The organism is Rhizorhabdus wittichii, assembly GCF_017607425.1.
Classification (GTDB): domain Bacteria; phylum Pseudomonadota; class Alphaproteobacteria; order Sphingomonadales; family Sphingomonadaceae; genus Rhizorhabdus; species Rhizorhabdus wittichii.
In genome coordinates, this window is sequence record NZ_CP059319.1 from 1494356 (window position 1) to 1514385 (window position 20030).

12 protein-coding genes are annotated in these 20030 nt (G+C 65.6%); 7 read left to right on the forward strand and 5 right to left on the reverse strand.

What is annotated here, in order from left to right; all coding sequences use genetic code 11:
- The first annotated feature begins 1 nt into the window (after position 1).
- Genes HRJ34_RS07160 through HRJ34_RS07170 form a run of 3 tightly spaced genes read left to right on the forward strand, consistent with a single transcriptional unit; the run spans position 2 to position 2365 of the window.
- The gene (locus HRJ34_RS07160; protein WP_208633708.1) at positions 2 to 763 is read left to right on the forward strand and encodes an alpha/beta fold hydrolase; all 762 of its coding nucleotides are present in this window, start codon (positions 2 to 4) and stop codon (positions 761 to 763) included.
- A complete protein-coding gene (locus HRJ34_RS07165) occupies positions 760 to 1593 on the forward strand; it encodes a 2-keto-4-pentenoate hydratase (RefSeq protein WP_208633709.1) in 834 nt (277 codons plus the stop codon). The genes HRJ34_RS07160 and HRJ34_RS07165 overlap by 4 nt, the downstream gene beginning before the upstream one ends.
- On the forward strand, positions 1586 to 2365 hold the full coding sequence (locus tag HRJ34_RS07170; protein ID WP_030092242.1) for a 2-keto-4-pentenoate hydratase: 780 nt from the start codon (positions 1586 to 1588) through the stop codon (positions 2363 to 2365). The genes HRJ34_RS07165 and HRJ34_RS07170 overlap by 8 nt, the downstream gene beginning before the upstream one ends.
- Before the next feature lie 66 nt (positions 2366 to 2431).
- Here HRJ34_RS07170 and HRJ34_RS07175 read toward each other — a convergent pair whose 3' ends face one another.
- Entirely contained in the window at positions 2432 to 3748 is a 1317-nt protein-coding gene (locus tag HRJ34_RS07175; protein WP_029994416.1) for a metal-dependent hydrolase family protein, read from the reverse strand.
- A 56-nt stretch (positions 3749 to 3804) separates the two neighbouring features.
- Positions 3805 to 6075 (reverse strand): TonB-dependent receptor, encoded by a 2271-nt coding sequence (locus HRJ34_RS07180; protein WP_226949086.1) that lies wholly within the window; start codon positions 6073 to 6075, stop codon positions 3805 to 3807.
- A 596-nt stretch (positions 6076 to 6671) separates the two neighbouring features.
- Between HRJ34_RS07180 and HRJ34_RS07185 the strand changes: the two genes are divergently transcribed.
- From HRJ34_RS07185 to HRJ34_RS07200, 4 genes are all read left to right on the forward strand, one after another.
- Positions 6672 to 9407, forward strand: a complete 2736-nt coding sequence (locus HRJ34_RS07185) for a M14 family zinc carboxypeptidase (RefSeq protein WP_226949087.1) — start codon at positions 6672 to 6674, stop codon at positions 9405 to 9407.
- 69 nt (positions 9408 to 9476) lie between these two features.
- Positions 9477 to 11042 (forward strand): M20/M25/M40 family metallo-hydrolase, encoded by a 1566-nt coding sequence (locus HRJ34_RS07190; protein WP_030092246.1) that lies wholly within the window; start codon positions 9477 to 9479, stop codon positions 11040 to 11042.
- 22 nt (positions 11043 to 11064) lie between these two features.
- A complete protein-coding gene (locus tag HRJ34_RS07195; RefSeq protein ID WP_208633711.1) occupies positions 11065 to 12225 on the forward strand; it encodes a dipeptidase in 1161 nt (386 codons plus the stop codon).
- The gene (locus HRJ34_RS07200) at positions 12222 to 13523 is read left to right on the forward strand and encodes a spinster family MFS transporter (RefSeq protein ID WP_011951763.1); all 1302 of its coding nucleotides are present in this window, start codon (positions 12222 to 12224) and stop codon (positions 13521 to 13523) included. The genes HRJ34_RS07195 and HRJ34_RS07200 overlap by 4 nt, the downstream gene beginning before the upstream one ends.
- A gap of 8 nt (positions 13524 to 13531) precedes the next feature.
- On the opposite strand, the gene HRJ34_RS07205 is transcribed toward HRJ34_RS07200, so the two are convergent.
- From HRJ34_RS07205 to HRJ34_RS07215, 3 genes are read right to left on the reverse strand one after another with little or no spacing between them, the layout of a single operon-like run.
- Positions 13532 to 14749 (reverse strand): serine hydrolase domain-containing protein, encoded by a 1218-nt coding sequence (locus HRJ34_RS07205; RefSeq protein ID WP_037507270.1) that lies wholly within the window; start codon positions 14747 to 14749, stop codon positions 13532 to 13534.
- A 55-nt stretch (positions 14750 to 14804) separates the two neighbouring features.
- Positions 14805 to 17282: a penicillin acylase family protein gene (locus HRJ34_RS07210; RefSeq protein WP_208633712.1), complete on the reverse strand. Its 2478-nt coding sequence runs from the start codon at positions 17280 to 17282 to the stop codon at positions 14805 to 14807.
- A 28-nt stretch (positions 17283 to 17310) separates the two neighbouring features.
- Positions 17311 to 19980 (reverse strand): TonB-dependent receptor domain-containing protein, encoded by a 2670-nt coding sequence (locus HRJ34_RS07215; protein WP_208633713.1) that lies wholly within the window; start codon positions 19978 to 19980, stop codon positions 17311 to 17313.
- Positions 19981 to 20030: the final 50 nt, after the last annotated feature.

The window sequence follows — 20030 nt, forward strand, 5'->3', positions numbered from 1 at the left end:
GATGGCATTTACGGAGTTCAACGGGTCGAGCCTCTATTATGAGGTGCTGGGAGAGGGCGATCCGATCCTGCTGATCCATGGCGCGGCGGTATCGGGGCTGTGGTTCGGCGACCTTCCGGCTCGGCTGGCCGAGACCCACCGCGTGATCATGCCCGACCTGCGCGGACTGGGACGCAGCCAGCGCGTCGAGGCGCTCGCGGGGCCAAGGGCCTGGGTCGAGGACATGTGGCACGTCATGGACGTGGCCGGCGTGGCCTCCGCCCATGTCATGGGCTGCTCGCTCGGCTCGCGCATCGCCGCGCGCATGGCCATCGAGAAGCCCGACCGGGTCCGCACCCTCACCGTCGACGCCCCGATCATCGGCCTCAGCGCCCATGGCAACAGCTCGCTCGGCACCGTCTTCGGCGAGGTCGACGAGGACAGCGACCAGGCCCGCGAATGGGCCCAGCTCCATGGTCCCGACTGGCGCGAGGTCGTCGCCTTCTACGGTCGCGCCCGCGCCACCCCCGGCCTCCAGGACTATCTCACCGTCCGCGACGAACTCGCCGACATCGCCATGCCGACCCTCATCTGCCGCGGCGACCTCGACGATCCGGTCCATCCGCTCGAAGCCTCCTTCATCTGGCACAAGCAGACGCCGCGCACCGAATTGTTCGTCGCGCCAGGCATGGCCCAGTCCTCCGTCATGCTCGAACGCAAGGACGACTTCCTCTCAGCCTTCGCCGCCTTCCTCCAGCGCAACGACAAGGACGGGGCAGCATGAGCGACGAACATTCGCGCCTCGCCCCATCGGCGATCGAGCGGTGCGCGCTTAGGCTGCGCGAAGCCCATGGCCGGCTGGAGCCGGTCCCGCCGCTGCGGACCGAATATCCGGCCGCCCGGCTGTCCGACGCCTATGCGATACAGGATTGCAACACGACGCATTGGCTCGATGCCGGCCGCGTCGCGGTCGGCGCCAAGATCGGCCTGACGGCGAAGGCGGTTCAGAAGCAGCTCGGCGTGGACCAGCCCGATTTCGGCATCCTGTTCGCGGACATGGAAGTGCCCGACGGCGGGGTGGTGAGCCCCGGGCGGCTCATTCAGCCCAAGGTCGAAGGCGAGATCGCGTTCGTGCTCGACGCGACGCCCGATGCCGACCGCATGACGACGGCCGAGCTGATCGACTGCGTCGCTTATGCCCTGCCCGCGCTGGAGATCGTCGACAGCCGCATCGCGAAGTGGGACATCGGCATCTTCGACACCGTTGCCGACAACGCCTCCTCGGGCCTGTTCGTCCTGGGGACGCGCCCGATCCCGCTCGAAGCGGTCGACCTGCGGCTTTGCGGCATGGTCCTCGAAAAGAACGGCGAGCCGGCCTCGTTCGGGGCGGGCGCCGCCTGCCTGGACAATCCCCTGCACGCCTTGCGCTGGCTGGCCGGGACGATGGCCCGGATCGGGCGGCCGCTCGCCGCCGGGGATATCGTCCTGTCCGGCGCGCTCGGCCCGATGGTCCCGGTCCGGGCCGGCGACCGCATCGCCATGCAGATCAACGGAATCGGGGACGTTCAGGTCCGTTTCGCCCCGGAAAGCAGCGAAGGAGCAGCGCATGGCTGATCTGCAGGCACTGGCCGAAAGGCTCGACGAAGCGCAACGCCTCGCGCGCGCCACGCCGCAACTGGAAGACGCGCTGTCGATCCTCGACGCCTATCAGGTCCAACGGGCGTTGCTGGAGCGACGCTATGCGCGCGGAGAACGTCGCGTCGGCATCAAGATGGGCTTCACCAGCCGCGCCAAGATGGTGCAGATGGGCGTCAGCGAGATGATCTGGGGCCGCCTGACCGACGGCATGATGGTGGAAGAAGGCGGTACGGTCGATTTCGATCGATATGTCCACCCGCGGGTCGAGCCCGAAATCGCCTTCATCCTCAAGAGGGACCTGCCCGGCCCGGTGACGCTGGCGGGTGCCGCCGCGGCGGTGGAGGCGATCGCCCCGGCGCTCGAGATCATCGACTCCCGCTACAAGGACTTCCGCTTCTCGGTCACCGACGTCGTCGCCGACAACAGCTCGTCGTCGTCCTTCGTCGTCGGCCCTTGGTCGGCGCCTTCGACGAACGTCTCGAACGTCGGGATGATCATGTCCGTCAATGGCGAGCCGAAGCAAATCGGTTCGAGCGCCGCCATCCTCGGCAGCCCGCTTCGCTCGCTCGTGGCGGCGGCAAGGCTCGCCTCCGAAGCCGGCGAGCCGTTGAGAGCCGGAGACGTGATCCTGGCGGGCGGCGCGACCGCCGCCGAGGCCCTGTCACCCGGCGATCATATTCGCCTCGAGGTGCAAGGCCTCGGGATCGCCGAGTTCACCGTCGGCAGGACGGGCGCAGCTTCGGGTTGAGGATCGGCATCGCGGCGACTGCGCACATCGGCGCCGGTGCGTTGGGCATCGGCGCCGGCAAGCGGTCTATTGCGCGGCCGCGGCCCAGGGCTTCACCACGTCGCCGCCCTTCATCACGAAGCGCACGCGCTCCAGTTCGGTGACGTCGGACAGCGGATCGCCCGATACCGCGATGATGTCGGCATAGCGCCCGGCCTGCACCGAGCCGACATCGGCCTTGGCGCCCAGCAGTTCGGCGGCGTTCACCGTCGCGGCGCGGATCGTCTCCATCGGCGGCATGCCCGCCGCGACCATCAGCGCGAACTCCTTGCCGTTGGTGCCGTGCGGGGCCATGCCCTGATCGGTCCCGAAGGCGATCTTGACGCCGGCCTTGTAGGCCGCGCCGAGGTTCCTGATCGTGATCGGCCCGACCTCCAGCGCCTTCTTCGCCGACGAAGGCGGCAGCGATTCCGGGTGCGCCTTGGCGACCTTCACCACCGTGTCCGCCACCAGCAGCGTCGGCACCAGCCAGGTGCCGTGCTCCTTCATCACCTTGTACGCCTCGGCATCGCCGAACGAGCCATGCTCGATCGAATCGACGCCCAGCGCGGAGGCGCGGACGATGGCGTTCTGGCCGTGGGCGTGGGCGGCGACGCGCATGCCCAGATTATGGGCGGTATCGACGATCGCCTTGATCTCGGCGTCGCTCATCAGGGTGACGTTGGGATCGTCGCCGATGCTGAGGACCCCGCCGCTGGGCATGATCTTGATCAGGTCGACGCCGTCGCGGTGCATCTCGCGGACGATGCGCACCGCCGCCTCGGGGCCGTCGACGACCTTGTTCTCGCTGTGCAGGTCGAGGTCGGTGCGGATGCCGTTGCGCGGATCGCCATGACCGCCGCTGGGGCCGAGCGGATAGCCCGAAACCCACAGGCGCGGGCCGGAGATCTCGCCGCTCTTGATCGCGCGCTTCAGCGCGACGACGACGTCGGTGTCGCCGCCGACGTCGCGCACCGAGGTGAAGCCGGCATCGAGGGTGCGCTTCACATAGGCGACCGACTCATAGGCGGTGTCGAGATTGTTGGTGGTGAAGCGCTCGGCGATGGGATTCTTGCCGGTATATTGGCCGGTGATGTGATCATGCATGTCGATCAGCCCCGGCAGCACCGTCGCCGAGGAGAGATCGACCACCTCGGCGCCGGCCGGCGTCACGAAGCCGTCCTGCACGGCCGTGATCCGGTCGTCGTGGATCAGGATGGAGACCTTGTCCCGCGGCTTGGCGGACACGCCGTCGATCAGATGGCCGGCATGGACCACGACGTCGCGCGCGAGCGCCGCCGTCGATGTCGCGCTCAGGGCCAGCGCCGCAACGCGCAGCAGGCGGGAGGAAAGGAAACCAGCCATGGAAACTCCGGGAAAAAGAGGACGGCGGCGCCTGGGGAGACGCCGCCGTCGCGGGATCAGAACCTGGTGCGGACGTTGACGCCGATGGTGCGCGGCGCGGCGCTGTTCACCAGCGTCCGCCCGACTGCGATCGCGCTCGACTGCGACCGGGTGATCGCCGTGTCGTCGAGCAGGTTGGTGACGAACAGATAGGCGCCCCACTTGTTGTCCGGTCCTTCGACGCCGAGGCGCGCGTTCACGAGCTGATAGGAGTCGATCTTGCGCGTGAAGGTGCCGGTGGGCCGGAAGTCCGAATAGGAGCCGCCGACCGTGTTGCCGTCGATCCGGGCGAAGCCGGACAGCGTGTCGGTCAGGGCCCAGACATATTGCGCCCCGATGCCTGCCGAGAATTTCGGCACATAGGGAATCCGGTCGCCCTTCAGGCCCGGCGCGCTGACATTGGCGTTGCTCTGGTTCTCGCGCAGCTTGGCATCGATGTAGGACGCGTTGCCCGTGATCGTGAAGCCGGCCGTCGGACGGATGGTCGCTTCCAGCTCGGCGCCGCGGACGCGCGCCTTGCCGGCATTGGTGATGAACGAGAAGGCGCCGTTCGGGGTGCGCCCGGTGATCTGCATGTCGCTCCAGTCGATCTGGAAGACATCGACGTTGAGGAGCAGCTTGCGATCGAACAGCGTGTTCTTGAAGCCGACCTCATAGTTCCACAGGCTGTCCGACTTGTAGGGCGTCAGCTCCTGCGCCAGGCCGATGACCTGGTTGGCGCCGCCGGGGCGGAAGCCCTGCGCCGCTTCGGCGTAGAAGAGGACGTTGTCGGTGACCTTGTAGGACCCGTTGAACTTGAAGACCGTGCCGTCCTCCTTCGACTTGACGAAGGAGAGCGGGCGGACGACCGCGCCCACCAGGATCGACCCGATCGTCGTCTGGCCGCTGATGTCCTTGTTGTAGCGGAAATAACGGCCGCCGGCCGTCAGGTTGAGCCGATCGGTAACGTCGTAGGAGAACTCGCCGAAGGCCGCGACCTGCCGCAGGCTGTCGTCGATGAAGCGGACCGTGGCGATCTGCTGCGGCTCGATGATCGCGCCGCTGACCGGATCGGCATTGCTCTGCGGATTGGCGACCGAGGTGTCGCGATCCGAATAGAAGCCGCCGACCGTCCAGTTGAGCGGACCGCTGCCGTCCGAGCTGAGCCGCAGTTCGGCGGTCCAGCTCTTCATCGTCTGCTGCGGGAACAGCGCCGACGTCGACTGCGAGTCGACCAGCGCATAATAATTGTCGAGCTGGGCGGTCGAACAGGGCTGTCCGGCGCTGACGCGGGCCGCGCAACCGGCCGGCGTGCGGGTCGACCGGATGAAGCGCGACACGTCCGACACCGAGTCGAGGTCGCGATCGAGATAGGAGACCACGCCGGTCAGGACGACGCCGCCGAAATCATAATTGGCGGTGAGGCTGTAGAGCTCGAGATTGTCGCGCACCGGCTGGCGGGTAAGCGCATCCGACTTGAACTTGCCGGAGGTCAGCGTCCAGGCGTTGGTGTCGGTCCGGCTGCGGTTGATATAGGCCGCCGCGTCGATGGTCAGCGCCTCGGTGGGCGTGAAGCGCACCAGGAAACGGCCGCCATAGCTCTTCTGGTCGTTGATGTTCTTGATGTTCAGCGCGGTGTTGTCGATGAAGCCGTTGGCATTGCGGTAGAAGCCCACCGCGCGCACCGCGATCTTGTCGTTCACGACCGGCACGTTGACCATCGCGCTGCCTTCGTAGTTCAGGCCGCCATAGCGCGTGTCGGACAGGCTCAGATCGACGGCGCCTTCCGTGGCGAAGGTCGGCTTCTGATAGATGACGCGCAGCGTGCCGCCCATCGAGCCCGATCCGTACAGCGTGCCCTGCGGACCGCGCAGCACCTCGACGCGCTCGACGTCGAACAGCCGCAGTTCCGGGGTCGAGCCGCCGGCGTCGTTGGCGGCGCCGATCGCGCCGGTGACGGGGGTCTCGTCATAATAGGTGCCGACCGTCGGCTCGCCGGCGGCCTGGATGCCGCGGATGACGACGCGGCGGTTGGACGGGCCGCCGTCCACGAAGGCCAGGCTGGGAACCGAGGAATTGAGATCGGCGATGCTCTGCACGCCCGAATTGGCGATCGCTTCGCCGGTGACGGCGGAAATCGAGATCGGGGTATCCTGCAGGTTGGTGCTGCGCTTGAGCGCCGTCACGATGATCTCGTCGCTGCCGCTGTCGGCCGACGCGCTCGTCGCCTGAGCGAAAGCGGGGCCACCGATCCCGGCAAGGGCCGTCGCCGCCAACAGCACAAAGCGCTTGCCGCGTGCGATTTTCACCGAATGAGATTCGAAACCCACTTTTTTTCTCCCTGTTTTCCAACGCGATCGGCACGCCGTTACCGCGCCGGCCCTATCTTTTCGGCCGGCGATATCCTTCATGGTCCGGGAAAGTGTTCCCCCGTCACATAAAGACACATGATATTCCCCATCCCCTCCTGCAAAGGGCCGTCACTTTTCCCATCATCCCCTGTGCTTGATGCCGGATTTAGCCCTTTGCACGGCCAGCCTGTAATAGCGGTGCCATAGCGTCAACATAAAACATGCGTCCAGACGGCTGCAAACGGGTCAGGATTTTATTTTCCAGCAATAATGCGCAATCAACGTGCGGACGCACGGACCTTCGTGCGCGCGCAATGCATTTGCCGTCGCCTCGCAATAGAAAAATGCAAACCCTGTGCGCGGAGCTTCGCGCCGATGGCGTTCGGTTGCACAAGGGGTGTTGCACTCCGGCCAGGAAACAGGAACGATCCGTTTCCATGAAGCCCATGTCCCACAAGGGGATAGCCGATTCCGGTGCGGGCAACTGGTCGATCGAACGGGCGCCGGGGGCAGACCGGATGCCCGCCAGAGCAACAGAGGGGAATGACAGAGTGGTGAGGAAACAGGTGCTGGGCGCCGCGATCGCGATGCTGCTGTGCGGAACCGCGTCGGCGCAGACGATGGACCCCGACTTTGCCGACACGATCAAGACGTGGACGACCAAGCCGGAGTTCATGAGTCCCCTGGTCGATCACCTGCCGGTCTCGACGACCATCCCCTCGCCGAAGTCGGTCCTGGGCAATCACATCGGCGCGCCCAACGTGCTGCATTATTATGATCAGATCATCGGCTATTATCGTGCCCTGGCGGCGAAATCGCCCCGCGTGAAGATCATCGAGATCGGCAAGAGCGAGGAAGGCCGCGAGAACATCGTCGTCATGATTTCCTCCGAGGAGAATCTGGCGAAGCTCGACAGCTACAAGAAGAACCTCGCGCTGCTGGCCGATCCCCGCAAGCTCAGCGCCGCCGACGCGCCGGGGGTGATCGCCGCGACCAAGCCGATCTACCATATCTCCGGCGGCCTCCACAGCGCCGAGACCGGCCCGCCCGAAATGCTGATGGAGCTGAGCTACCGGCTGCTGACCGAGGACAGCCCGATGATCCGGGGCATCCGCGACAACCTGATCGTCGCGATCACCCCCGTGCTGGAGGCGGACGGCCGCGATCGTTATGTCGACTGGTATTACCGCAACCTGATCAATGAAAAGGACGATCGCAACAAGCCCGGCGGCCCGCCCTATTGGGGGAAGTACATCTATCACGACAATAATCGCGACATCAATTATTCGGACGTCAGCGCCCGTCACCTGATCAGATATTATCTCGATTGGCATCCGCCGATCATGCACGAGCTGCACGAGTCCGTGCCGTTCATGTACACCTATAGCGGCCAGGCGCCGCAGAACCCCGACCTGGACCCGATCCTGTTCGGCGAGCTGCCGTGGTTCTCGAATTTCGAGATGGCGCAGATGACCAAATACGGCATGCCGGGGGTGTGGACGCACGGCTTCGTCGACGCGTGGACGCCCGGCTACCTCGCCTTCATGTCGTCGAACCACAACGGCATGCTGCGCATGTACGAGACGTTCGGCAACGCCGGCGCCACCACCATGCTGCGCCACGTCGCCCCCGAAGTGCAGACCGCCGTGCGCGGCGGCGACTGGACCAAGCGCGACTGGTACCGGCCCCTCCCCCCTTACAAGGAGGTGGTCTGGTCGATGCGCAACAACACCAATTACATGGAGACCGGCGTGCTGACCGCGCTCGATCTCGCGGCGCGCTTCCCCACGACCATCCTGGAGAATTTCTACAAGAAGAGCGCCAACGCGATCGAGGCGGGCGGGACCAAGGCGCCCTACGCCTATATCATCCCGACCGACCAGGCGGACCCGACCCGCATCGCCTTCGTCACCAACATCCTGCAACTGCAGGGGATCGAGATCGGCCGCGCGACCCAGCCGGTGAAGCTGAAGGAGGGCAGCTATCCGGCCGGTTCGCTCGTCATCAAGCTGAACCAGCCCTATGGCCGCCTCGCCAAGATGCTGCTGAAGAAGCAGGACGATTATCCGGACGAGAATCTCACCACCTACGACGACGCGGCGTGGACGATGGGCATGATGACCCACACGAACATCGTCGAGGTCGCCGACAAGGCGGCGCTGGACGTGCCGGTGACGCCGCTGGACCGCTTCGCGCCGCAGGGCCGGATCGCGGCATCGGGCGCGCGGACCTATGCGGTGCTCGATCATGGCGCGGTCGCGATGGCGACGCTGCGCTTCCGGCTGAAGGACGCGGCGGTGAAGATCGTCGAGACGCCGTTCAAGGCCGGCGGCAAGACCGTCCCGGCCGGCTCCTTCCTGGTCGACGGCGCGGCCTATGCGACCCTGAAGCCGGCGGTCGAGCAGCTTGGGCTGGAGGCGATCGCCGTCTCGGGCAATCCCGGCGCCGCGACGCACGACAGCACGCTGCCGCGCACCGCGCTGTTCAGCACCTGGGGCTCCAGCGAGAAGGTCGGCTGGGTGCGCTATGCGTTCGACCAGCACGAGATGCCCTATGACCTGATCTTCAAGGAACAGGTCCGCGCCGGCAACCTGCGCGCCAAATATGACGTCATCATCCTGCCGACGCAGGGCCGGTCGACCAAGGACATCGTGTTCGACGTGCCGATGAAGGGCAAGCCGCTGCCCTATACCAAGACCGACAAATATCGTTTCTCGGGCGACTATGGATCGACCGAGGACACGCGCGGCGGCATGGCCCTCGAAGGGCTGGTCGAACTGCGCAAGTTCGTCGAGGAGGGCGGCACGCTGATCACCACCGGCGACGCGAGCGCGGTGCCGGTCGAGTTCGGCATCGCCGACGACGTGACCGTGGCGAGGACGACCGGCAATTTCTATGCGCCCGGCCCGATCGTCAGCGCCAAGGTGCTCAAGCCCGCCAGCCCGGTCTTCTACGGCTATGACGAGACGACCATGCCGGTGCGCTGGGCGTCCAACGCCCTCTACACCGTGCCGACGCGGCTGAAGGACCAGGTGCTGATGCAGTTCCCCGGCGGCAAGGACGGGGTGATGAGCGGCTTCATGCGCGGGGCCGAGCAGGTAAAGGATCGCCCGGCGATCATCAACGTGCCGGACGGCCAGGGCCGCCTGCTGATGTTCGCCACCAACCCGATCTGGCGCTGGCAGAACTGGGGCGAGTTCCGCATGCTCTACAACGCCGTGCTGAACTGGAAGCAGCTCGGCCTGACCGACGTGGCCCCGCCGGTACCGGCGCCGACGACCACGCCATAAGGAGCCATTCGCGGGCCGACGGGGGCAACCTCGGCCCGCGACCTTCCACAGCATGTCAGGGGAATATCGATGATCCGCACCACCGCCCTCGCCCTCGTCCTCTCGGCGCTGTCGATGACGGCCGTCGCCCATGCCGAACCCAAACGGCCCAGCTTCCCGTTCACGACCGACGTCGCCTATGACGCGTCGAAGGTCGCGCCCTACAAGGGCAGGCACGCCGCCGCCTACGCCTATATCGACGCCAACAAGGACCGCGACGTCGCCAACGTCCAGCGCTGGGTGCGGCAACGCTCGATCAGCGCGCAGAACGACGGCGTCGTCCAGATGGCCGAGATGCTGCGCGACGACCTCAAGGCGCTGGGCTTCAAGGAGGCGGAGCTGGTCCCCACCAAGCGCCATCCCGGCGTCTGGGGCTATTATGACGCCGGCGCCAAGACCACCATCGCCGTCTACATGATGTACGACGTCCAGCCGATCGAGCCGACCGGATGGAAGGTCGACGCCTTCGCCGGCACGATCGTCGAGGATCATCCGCTCGGCCGCGTGCTGATGGCGCGCGGCGCGACCAACCAGAAGGGGCCGCAGCGCATCTTCCTCAACGCGCTGCAGGCGATCATCGCGACCGAGAAGAAGCTGCCGGTCAACATCATGCTGCTGGCCGAGGGCGAGGAGGAGCTGGGCTCGCCCCATTATCCCGACCTGATCGCCAAATATGCCGACCGGCTGAAACAGGCCAAGGGCGGCGTCGTCTTCCCGATGATGAGCCAGGCGCCGTCGGGCGGCGTGCAGATGACGCTGGGCGTCAAGGGCAACATCTATTTCGAGCTGGAGGCGCAAGGCGGCCCGCAGGGCGGCCCCAAGGACGCCGAGGTCCACAGCTCGTTCAAGGCGATCGTCGACGCGCCCGGCTGGCGGCTCGCCCAGGCGCTGGCGAGCCTGACCAGCCCCGACGGCAATACGATCGTCGTTCCCGGCTATTATGACTCGATCCGCCAGCCCAACCAGGAGGAACAGGAGCTGATCAACGGCGTCGTGCCCGGCTGGACCGCGCGCGAGCCCGAGCTGCGCAAGTCGCTGGGCGTCGACAAGTGGATCGACGGCCTGAGCGGTCGCGCGGCGATCACCGAATATCTGTTCGACACGACGCTGAACATCGACGGCATCTGGGGCGGCTATTCGGGCGAAGGCACCAAGACGATCCTGCCGCACAAATTCACCGCCAAGCTGGATTCGCGGCTGGTGCCGAACCAGACGCCCGACGAATCCGAACGGCTGATCCGCGCCCATCTCGACGCCAAGGGCTTCACCGACATCAAGCTGACGCGCCTGTCCGGCTATCCGCCGGCGCAATCCTCGGTGAAGGCGGCGCTCGTGCAGGCGACGATCGGCACCTATCGCAAATATGGCATCACCCCCGACGTGATGCCGCGGCTGGCCGGTAGCGCGCCCTATTATGTGTTCACCGATATCCTGAAGCTGCCGATCGTCTCGGCCGGGATCGGCTACGGCACCGGCGCGCATGCCCCGAACGAGTTCATCGTGATCGATCCCAAGCCGGGATCGAAGCTGGCGGGCATCACCGACGCGGAGAAATTCTACGTCGACCTGGTCCACGCCGTCGCGGCGGCACGCTGATCTCGATCTGGGAGGAACCGACATGACGGACGACCGCTTCACGCTCGATCGGCGCGGCTTCGCGCTGGGGGCCGGCGGCCTCGCGCTCGGCGCGCTGGCCGGGGGCGCCGCGCGGGCGGCGCTGGCCCCCGAACCGGCCATATCGCCGGCGGTCAGGGCGCTGTACGACAAGGCGATCGTGATCGACGCGCTCGCCTCGCCCGACACCTGGAACGTCCCCTTCCCGCCCCCCGGCGAGATGACGCAGCAGAAGCTCGACAATGTCCGCGCGTCGGGGATCACGGCGATCAACCTGACGGTCGGCAAGCCCGGCAACCTCGCCAACACGCTGCACGAGATCGCGGCCTGGCTGCAGCATATCGACGATCATCCCGACTATTTCCGGCTGGTGAAGCGCCATTCGGACATCGCCGCCGCCAAGGCGGAGAAGAAGCTGGGGATCATCTTCGGCTTCCAGGGCATGGGCATGATCGGCGAGGATCTGAGCCTGATCGACATGTTCGACGGGCTGTGGGTGAAGATCATGCAGCTCACCTACAACGACCGCAACGCCCTCGGCGCCGGCAGTTCGCTGCCCGAGAGCGAAGGGCTGACGCCGCTCGGCCGGGAGGCGGTGGCGCGGATGAACGCGCGCGGCATCCTGGTCGACACCGGCCATGCCAATCCCAAGACCGCGCTCGACGCGGTGGCCGCCTCGACCCGGCCGATCACCTGTTCGCACACCGGCTCGCGCGCCGTCTTCCCCAGCCAGCGCAACCAGCCCGATACCGTGCTGCGCGCGGTGGCGGAAAAGGGCGGCGTGGTCGGCATCTATCTGATGCCCTTCCTCGGCCGCGATCCGGTCTCGGCGTCGCGCGCCTTGTTCGTCCGCCACCTGCGCCACGCGCTCGACATATGCGGCGAGGATCATGTCGGCATCGGCAGCGACCAGAGCATCACGCCGGTCGACATCTCCCCGGCCTATATGGACATCGTCCGCAAGACCGCGGAGGCGCGGCAGAAGGCCGGCATCGGCGCGCCCGGCGAGGCCGACAGCCCCGTCGCCGTGCCCGACCTCAACAGCGCGCGCCGGATGGAGATCATCGCCGCCGAGATGGATCGCGCCAAATATCCGCCGCGCGTGATCGAGAAGGTGCTCGGCGGCAATTTCGACCGGCTGTTCCGGGAGGTCTGGCCGGCATGACCGCGGACAGCGCGGCGTCGGCCGCCCGCCCCTGGCCGCGCCCCGCTTATGGCTATTACGTCACCGGCGTCCTGCTGCTCGCCTACACCCTGTCCTATGTCGACCGGCAGATATTGAGCCTGATGGTCGAGCCGGTGAAGCGCGACCTGCAACTGACCGACACCCAGATCAGCCTTCTCCACGGTTTTGCCTTCGCGATCTTCTACACGCTGGTCGGCCTCGTCCTCGGCCGGCTCGCCGATCGCTGCAACCGCCGGTCGCTGATCATCGTCGGCATCGCCATCTGGTGCCTCGCCACCGCCGCCTGCGGTTTCGCCGGCAGCCTGGGCGCGCTGTTCCTCGCCCGCATCGTCGTCGGCGTCGGCGAAGCGAGCCTGTCGCCGGCAGCCTATTCGATGCTCGCCGACTATTTCCAGCCGGAACGGCGCGGCCGCGCGATGGGACTCTATTCGCTGGGCGTCTATCTGGGCTCCGGCCTGGCCTTCATCGTCGGCGGCCTGGTGATCGCGGCGACCAAGGATGCCGGCCCGGTCGCCCTGCCCGGGCTGGGATCGTTCAAGCCCTGGCAGCTCGCCTTCGTCATCGTCGCGCTGCCCGGCCTGCTGGTCGTGCCGCTGATGCTGACGGTGCGCGAGCCGGTCCGGCGCGAACTGGCGGGCAGCGAGAGCGGCTTCCGCCATTTCGTCGAGCGGCGCGCCTTCTATGCGCCGGCGATCCTCGGCTATGCCGTGCTGGCGATCGTCACCTTCGCCTATACCGCCTGGCTGCCGACCAGCTTCATCCGGCTGTGGGGCTGGAGCCCGAAGGAGATCGGCATAGCTTATGGATCGATCATGCTCGTCTTCGGATCGGGCGGGATGATCCTGGCGGGCATGGTCGCCGACCGGCTGGCGATGCGCGGGCGGCGCGACGCCCATCTACGGCTGTCGGTCGTCGGCACGGTCGCCGCCGTCCCCTTCGCGCTGGCGGCCGGGCTGGTGGCGTCGCCCTATGCGGCGCTGGCGTTGGTGGGGCTCACCAGCTTCTGCATCAGCATGTCGATCGCGCTCGCCCCGGCCGCCCTGCAAAGCGTCACGCCCAACGGGCTGCGCGGCCAGATGACCGCGCTCTACCTGCTGCTGATAAACCTCGTCGGCATGGGCTGCGGCCCGACGCTGGTGGCGCTGTGCACCGATTACGGCTTCGGCGACGAGCTGGCGGTGCGCAACTCGGTCACGATCGTCACGGTCTGCGCGGCCAGCGTCAGCGCCGCCCTGCTGACGCTGGCGCTCAAGCCCTATCGACGCCTGATCGGCTGATCCCGCGATCAGGACAGCGCGGCGGAGACCGCCTGGACGAACGCCCCGGACAGGGCATAGTCGCTCTCCTCGCCGGGAGTCTTCCAGGCGCGGTTCATCGCGATCACCAGATTGCGCTTCGGATCGACATGGATGAGCTGCCCGAACACGCCGTGCGCGGTGTAGGTGCCGGGCGTGTCGATCCACCATTGATAGCCGTAGCCGGAGGCTTTGCCGTCCTGCTGCGCCGGCGCCGAGGGGATGGTGGCTTCGGCGATCCACCCCTCGGGGAGGACCTGCCGTCCGCCGGCCATGCCCCCCTCCAGCATGAACTGGCCGAAGCGGGCATAGTCGCGCGTGGTGGCGTTGGTGCCGCCGCCGCCATATTCGATGCCGCCCTCCGCCGTGAGCATCCAATAGGCGTCGGCCTCCATGCCGAACGGCTTCCATATCCGTTCGCTGAGATAGGACGACAGCGAAGCGCCGACCGCCGCGGCGACGACCTCGCCGAGCAGATAGGTCTCGCCGGTGCGGTACTGGTTGTACATGCCGGTCGGGAAGGCCCGCCCGAGGCCCGTCATATGCTTCAGGATCGCGCCCGGCTGGTTGCGCGCCGCGATGATGGCGAGATGCTTGCTGATGTCGGACCCGCGATCGAGATAATTCTCGTTCCAGGCTTCGCCGCCCGACATGCGCAGCAGGTCGCGGATCGTGGCGTCGTCGAACGCCGTCTTCTTCAGCACCGGCACATATTTGGCGACGGGATCGGTGACGGAGCCGATATGCCCGTCCCGGATCGCCGCGCCGACCATCGTCGAGAGGATCGACTTGCCGGCCGAGAAGGACATCCACTTGCCCGCCCGGCCATGGCCGAGGGCATAATCCTCGCGGACGATCGCGCCGTTCTGGAGGATGACCAGGGCCGCGACCCGGCTCGCCTTGATGAAGGCGGCCGTGTCGATCGACTGGCCGAGATGGTCGAACCGAACGTCGAACCCGGGCTTGGCGGTCTTGAATTCACGAACCTTGCCCCCCGCCGGGATGACCCGGGTCGCGTAGAGCTGGTCGAGATGGGAGAAGGCATAGACCTGGTCGGCGCCTTCGAGGAACAGCAGCTTGTCGGCGAAGGGGTGGATCGGCGCCTGCCCAAAGGCCTTGCCGGGCAGCGCGAGACCGCCGGCGAGCATCGTCGCCGCTCCAACGGCCATCTGCCCGAATGCCCGGCGGGTGATCACTTTATCCGACATCTCGCTCTCCCCATCATCATTGGCCGTCGCAACCATCCATTTACTTGGGATGATTTCACTTCGGCAAACTGTACGTCAGCATCTCGCGTTCGACCGTATTCCGCTCGACATCGGCCTCGCTCAACCACAAAGGCTTGCAAGCGAAGCCTGCATAGAGCCGCAATTGATCGCGCGCATGCGGCGACGGCTCGCCATCGGGTTTTATGAAGCCGCTTTGTCCCGGCGGCGTGACGTCGCAATAGGAAACCCCGCCCTTGTTGAAGACGATACGATTATTCTCGGTGCCCCGATTCATGTGCCCCGGCAAGCTGACGGCATAGCGGGGAAGCGTCTGCGGAATCCCCGCATAGTTCAGCGTGCTGAAGTCGTGCGGCGCGCTATCGGCGACCCATCCATCCATCGCGGGACCGAACCGCGCGGTCAATTTCGCCACGGCGGTCTCGAGTGCCGCCTTGATCACGCTTCCGCGTGACCTGCCGTTCAGCAGGTCGACCGTCTGGCGCACGCTCGCCTGGGGGCCGCTGAGCGCGTAATAGGCGACCTTGGCTCCCATGGTAGGGAAGCTCGCGGAAATCGCGGTGTAGCTGTTGCGCCCCGCTCCATCGCCCATGAACGGCTTCGGTACCGTCGGCCCCACGATATCCTGCACGAGGGCGGCAAGGAACTCGGCGAAGATCGTATAGCCGGTCGACGCCTTTGCCGGATTTCGGGGATCGACCGTTTTCCGGTCCCAGTCGACCAATAGCTGCGCGGCCTGCCGGACGGGGCCATGCGCAGGCAGATCCCCGATCGCACTTTCGATGAAAGGCAGGAAATATCGCGCATTGCCATCGATATAGGAAAATTCGCGATTGATTTCCCACAGCTCGTCCGTGCTGAACTTATCCTTTTTCCCGAGAGTGTCCTGTATCTCGGTGACATGATCGACTTTGCTCCAGAACATATAGTCTGGGTTGTCATAGTTCTTCGTGGGTTTGTTGTTCCAATTGGCTATGGTGCCGCCAGCCGGATTCAGGACCCAGGGATTTTCCGCAAATGGCCGGAAGCCGAGCCATTCCATGTCTCCGGTCCCGGATGCCGGCAACCGGATGTCCTGACCGGCGGGCCGGATCGGGAATTTCCCCAGATAAACATATCCGATATTGCCCGACTTATCGGCGTAGTAATTGTTTATGGTCAGCGCCACCGGGGCGATGGCCTTGCGCCAATCCGAAAAATTGTCGGTTTTCATTGCATGGACCCATGCAACCAGCGACCGGACTTCGGCACCATCCCAACTCCGCTTGCGCGAATAAGCGGTGTGCTGCGCATCGTCGAACTGCGTGACCGTTCCGTGCACGGTCGAATAGATGTCGATCGACCGAGGCGAACCGTCCTTGACGAGGATGGTCTCCGATCGCTTGTCCATCCGGCGATATTGCCCGTTGAACAGATAATGGGTGCGATCGGTCTGGCTCAGCTTCTCCTGATACACGTCGACGGTATCGCCCATCCCCGCCGTGGCTCCCCAGCCGATCTTTCCATTCGTGCCGAAGATCAGCCAGGGGCTTCCCATCGGCCCGCTGCCGACCACGTCGAAGCCCGCGCCATGCAGCCCGACCGACCAGATGTAGCCGGTCGCGAAATCGCCCATCTGCGGGCCGTTCACCAGAACGGTTTCACCGGCCGTGTTTCTTTTCGGAGCGACCACCCAGACATTGCTCGCTCGCGGCGCCGCATCCGGACCGGTACGGCCGTATCGCGCCAATTGCATCCGCGTCTGCTCGGCGATCGCCGCGTCGGATAGCGCCACCATGTTCGCTGACCGGACCGTGGAGCGGGCCGAGCGCGGGGCCGCGGGTGCGCCGACGATGGTCGTCGGCGCCGCGTCGTCGCGCTTCCAGCGAAGCTGGTCGAAGATATCCTGGCCCTTCGCCGCCCCATGCATCTCCTTGAGCTTGGTGAGCAGCGCGAGGTTGTCGATCTCCGCATTGGCGTCGGAGAATCTCAGCGCCATCGAATGCACGTAGCCGGCGAGAACGTCCGTCGGCGTCCAGGGCACGGGATCGACCCCGAGTTCGGTGAACTCGCGCGGCATCAGCCTCTTCCGGTCCGCCAGCACCTCCTTGACGCGCGCATTATAGCCAGCCGCATAACCATCGAAGATGGCGCGGTCGTCCCTGTCGAGCGCCTCATATTGCGCCGCGATGGACGAGGGCGTCCAACCCTGGCGGACACGCACGTCATGCTCGACATATTTCGCCCCCAGGATTTCGGCGACAGACCCTTCCGCCGTCCTGCGGAGCATCTCCATCTGGAAGAGCTGATCCTCGGCCAGCGCGTAGCCGAAGCCGTAGAAGATGCCGTAGGTGGTATCGGCATAGACATGGGGCACGCCATAGGCGTCGCGCTTGATCGCGACCGCCCCCTGGCGAGCATTCTCCGCCGCCGGAGCCGGCCGCGCGTCCGCCGCGCATAGTCCTGCGGAGCTCACCGAGACGAGCGCCAGCATCGCGACCGCCTTCGACAGCCGCAAACAACCCAGTTTCCGCATGCACCCCTCCATAGCCCTTACATCGCCTTCACTTGCGGTACGAAAGCGTCACGCCAATGCGCCGCGGCCGGAAGGTGGAACCGTAGATCAGCGTCGAGCTGACGATGTCGCGCGTGCGCGACAGCAGCGGGTGCGCGTTGAACAGGTTGTCGACGAACAGGGAGACGTCGAGCCCGCCGACATTGACTCCGGCGCGGGCGGTGAAAAAATGGGTCTCGGGACGCCGGAACAGCAGCGGATCGACCCCGAACACGGCGATGTTCGGCTTGGCGCCCTTGCTGCGATAATCATAATCGAGCCGGACATAGCCGTCATGGTCGGCGAGAGCGAAATCATATTGGCCGGATATATGCGCCACCCACGGCGAGATCGTGGAAATCTCTTCTCCCTTGAGCGCGACCACGGCAGTGCCGCTTATGATCGATTGCGTATAGTGCGCGTCGGTATACCCACCCGAAAGCCCGAGCGTGAAATCGCCTATTCTGGCATCGATCGCTATATCGAACCCGCGGCTGACCGCTTTTCCCAGATTGCCGACGAACGACTGCCCGCAGGCATTGAGCGGAACATTCTGCTGTATGTTGTTCCAATTGATCCAGAAGGCGCTCGTCGCCAGATTCACGCTTCGGCCAAACAGCCTGTTCTTCGTGCCGACCTCATAGCTCCAGACCGAATCGGCATCATAGGTTTCCGGCGCCGATGTGATGCCGAGCGCGGCAAGGTCGCTGGCGCAGCTCGACGGTGGCCGGCGCTGGGCACCACCGGGGCGAAAGCCCTTGGCCGCGCTCGCATAATAGAGGTTGGCGCCGTCCGCCTGGTAGGAAATGCCGAATTTCGGCGTGAGCGGTTTCTCCGATTGCGACCCGGTGTTCGTGGCGACACCGGCAAACGGCCCCTCGTTGCGGGAGGTGAAGGAGAAATCGACCTTCGCGTAGCGGAGACCGACGGTCGCCTTCAACTTGTCGGTGATATCATAGTCGACCTGGCCGAACCCGGCGATCTGCTTGTCCTTCGTCCGCTGCTCGTCGGTATAGACGGAATCCCGCGCCCCGAGCGGGTTGCCGAAGATGGTTATGTAGTCGACCCCATAGGTATCGAGGACGATCTGCGGAAAGAAAGGAGACGATATGATCTCCGTATCGACCTGCCGGGTGCGATTGTAGAACAGGCCGAGGACCCAGTGCAGCCGGGACCCATGCTCGTTCGACTGGAGGCGCACCTCCTGCGTGAAGCCCTTCTGCTCATCGATGAAATAGCCGCGCGAAAACTCTCCGGGGATCAGGGGAAAGGCGCTTCCCGTGGTGACGGCGCGGACAAATTGCGTGTAATCGGGATTGGCGATCGCATCGCGGGACAGATAGGAGCTGTTCGATACCAGTGTCGCTCCACCGAAGTCATATTCGACTTTCAGCGCCGGCAGCTTGAACTTGTCGCTCGATGGAGCGCCGATGGCGTTGCCCGTCAGGAACCGCCCGGCCCCGGCATCGCTCAGGCTCTCCCAATATCCGTCGCCCCCCTGCGAATCCAGGTCCTGATAGTAGAAGGACGGCGTGATCTTCAGCGACGATGTCGGCGCCCAGGTCAGCGCGGCGCGCAGGACGATGCTCTCGTTCGAGTTCTGGTTGGAGGAGAGCACCTTGCCGGTGCTCCTGTCGACCCGATCGATCCAGCCGCCGTCGCGGCGGAAAAACGCGCTGAGCCGCACCCCGAGCCGGTCCTCGACGATGGGGGCGCCGACGGCGCTGCCCACCTCATAGCTGGGCTCGCCATTCTTCGTGAACGAGAGCTCCGCGCGATCATAGGTCGAAAAGCGCGATAACCCCGGGTCCGGCGTTATGAAGCGAACCGTGCCGCCTTCGGAGCCCGAGCCGAACAAGGTGCCTTGGGGACCGCGCAGCACTTCGGTGCGCTCGAGATCGAAAATGGCCGGGAACACGCTGGTGCTCGTATAGCCCGCGTTTCGCGTCTGAATGGGGGTGTCGTCGATATAGATGCCCGTGGTCGACGCGCCGACATTGGACTCGATTCCACGGATGGAGATCTGCGAACGATTGCCGATGCCCGCGAAGCTGGAGCGTTGGAAACTGATGCCCGGGGTCGTTCTGGCAAGGTCGTCGATCCTCTTGATTCCCTGCCTGTCGAGGCTTTCCTGCGTCATCGCCGAGACGCTGATCGGAACCTTGTTGATCGACGTCTCGCGCCGGTTCGCCGTGACGACGATGTCGCCAGTCTCCGGAGGTTCCGCATGCTGGCTGGACGCGACGCTGGCGGGGCTCGACGAACCCGCCGGCCGGGCAGCCGCGTCATTGTCCGGATCGCTTGCACCTACCGCGTCGCCCAGAGCGGCATAAGCGGTGCCTCGGCCATGCGTGACGACTCGCGATGTCGGCCGCGCGGCAACGACGGTCCAGGTTTGGACCCCCGTCTGCCAGACCTGAAGGCCCGTTCCATCCAGCAGTTGCGACAGCGCCTGGCCGACCGACATTTCGCCTTTCACCGCTTTGGTACGCTTGCCCTGCGTCACAGTGCGCGATGCGGCGATCTGCACGTCCGCCTGCTGGCCGAAAGCGGCGATGCCCGTCGTCGCCGATTGCGCGGGTATGTTGAAGATCTTGCTCTGGGCCCAGGCCGACGAAGCCGTCGCCACGCACATGAAAGCCGCCGAACCCGTCAATGCGGTACGCGCAAATCCGTTCATTGTCCGATCCTCCCCCTTTGGGTCCTTGCCCACTTCTCACTGGGATAGAG

Excerpts from the sequence above, each read along its gene's own strand:
- HRJ34_RS07160 (WP_208633708.1), top strand. The coding sequence starts at position 2 with ATGGCATTTACGGAGTTCAACGGGTCGAGCCTCTATTATGAGGTGCTG.
- HRJ34_RS07165 (WP_208633709.1), top strand. The coding sequence starts at position 760 with ATGAGCGACGAACATTCGCGCCTCGCCCCATCGGCGATCGAGCGGTGC.
- HRJ34_RS07170 (WP_030092242.1), top strand. The coding sequence starts at position 1,586 with ATGGCTGATCTGCAGGCACTGGCCGAAAGGCTCGACGAAGCGCAACGC.
- HRJ34_RS07175 (WP_029994416.1), bottom strand. The coding sequence starts at position 3,748 with ATGGCTGGTTTCCTTTCCTCCCGCCTGCTGCGCGTTGCGGCGCTGGCC.
- HRJ34_RS07190 (WP_030092246.1), top strand. The coding sequence starts at position 9,477 with ATGATCCGCACCACCGCCCTCGCCCTCGTCCTCTCGGCGCTGTCGATG.
- HRJ34_RS07195 (WP_208633711.1), top strand. The coding sequence starts at position 11,065 with ATGACGGACGACCGCTTCACGCTCGATCGGCGCGGCTTCGCGCTGGGG.
- HRJ34_RS07200 (WP_011951763.1), top strand. The coding sequence starts at position 12,222 with ATGACCGCGGACAGCGCGGCGTCGGCCGCCCGCCCCTGGCCGCGCCCC.
- HRJ34_RS07205 (WP_037507270.1), bottom strand. The coding sequence starts at position 14,749 with ATGTCGGATAAAGTGATCACCCGCCGGGCATTCGGGCAGATGGCCGTT.
- HRJ34_RS07210 (WP_208633712.1), bottom strand. The coding sequence starts at position 17,282 with ATGCGGAAACTGGGTTGTTTGCGGCTGTCGAAGGCGGTCGCGATGCTG.
- HRJ34_RS07215 (WP_208633713.1), bottom strand. The coding sequence starts at position 19,980 with ATGAACGGATTTGCGCGTACCGCATTGACGGGTTCGGCGGCTTTCATG.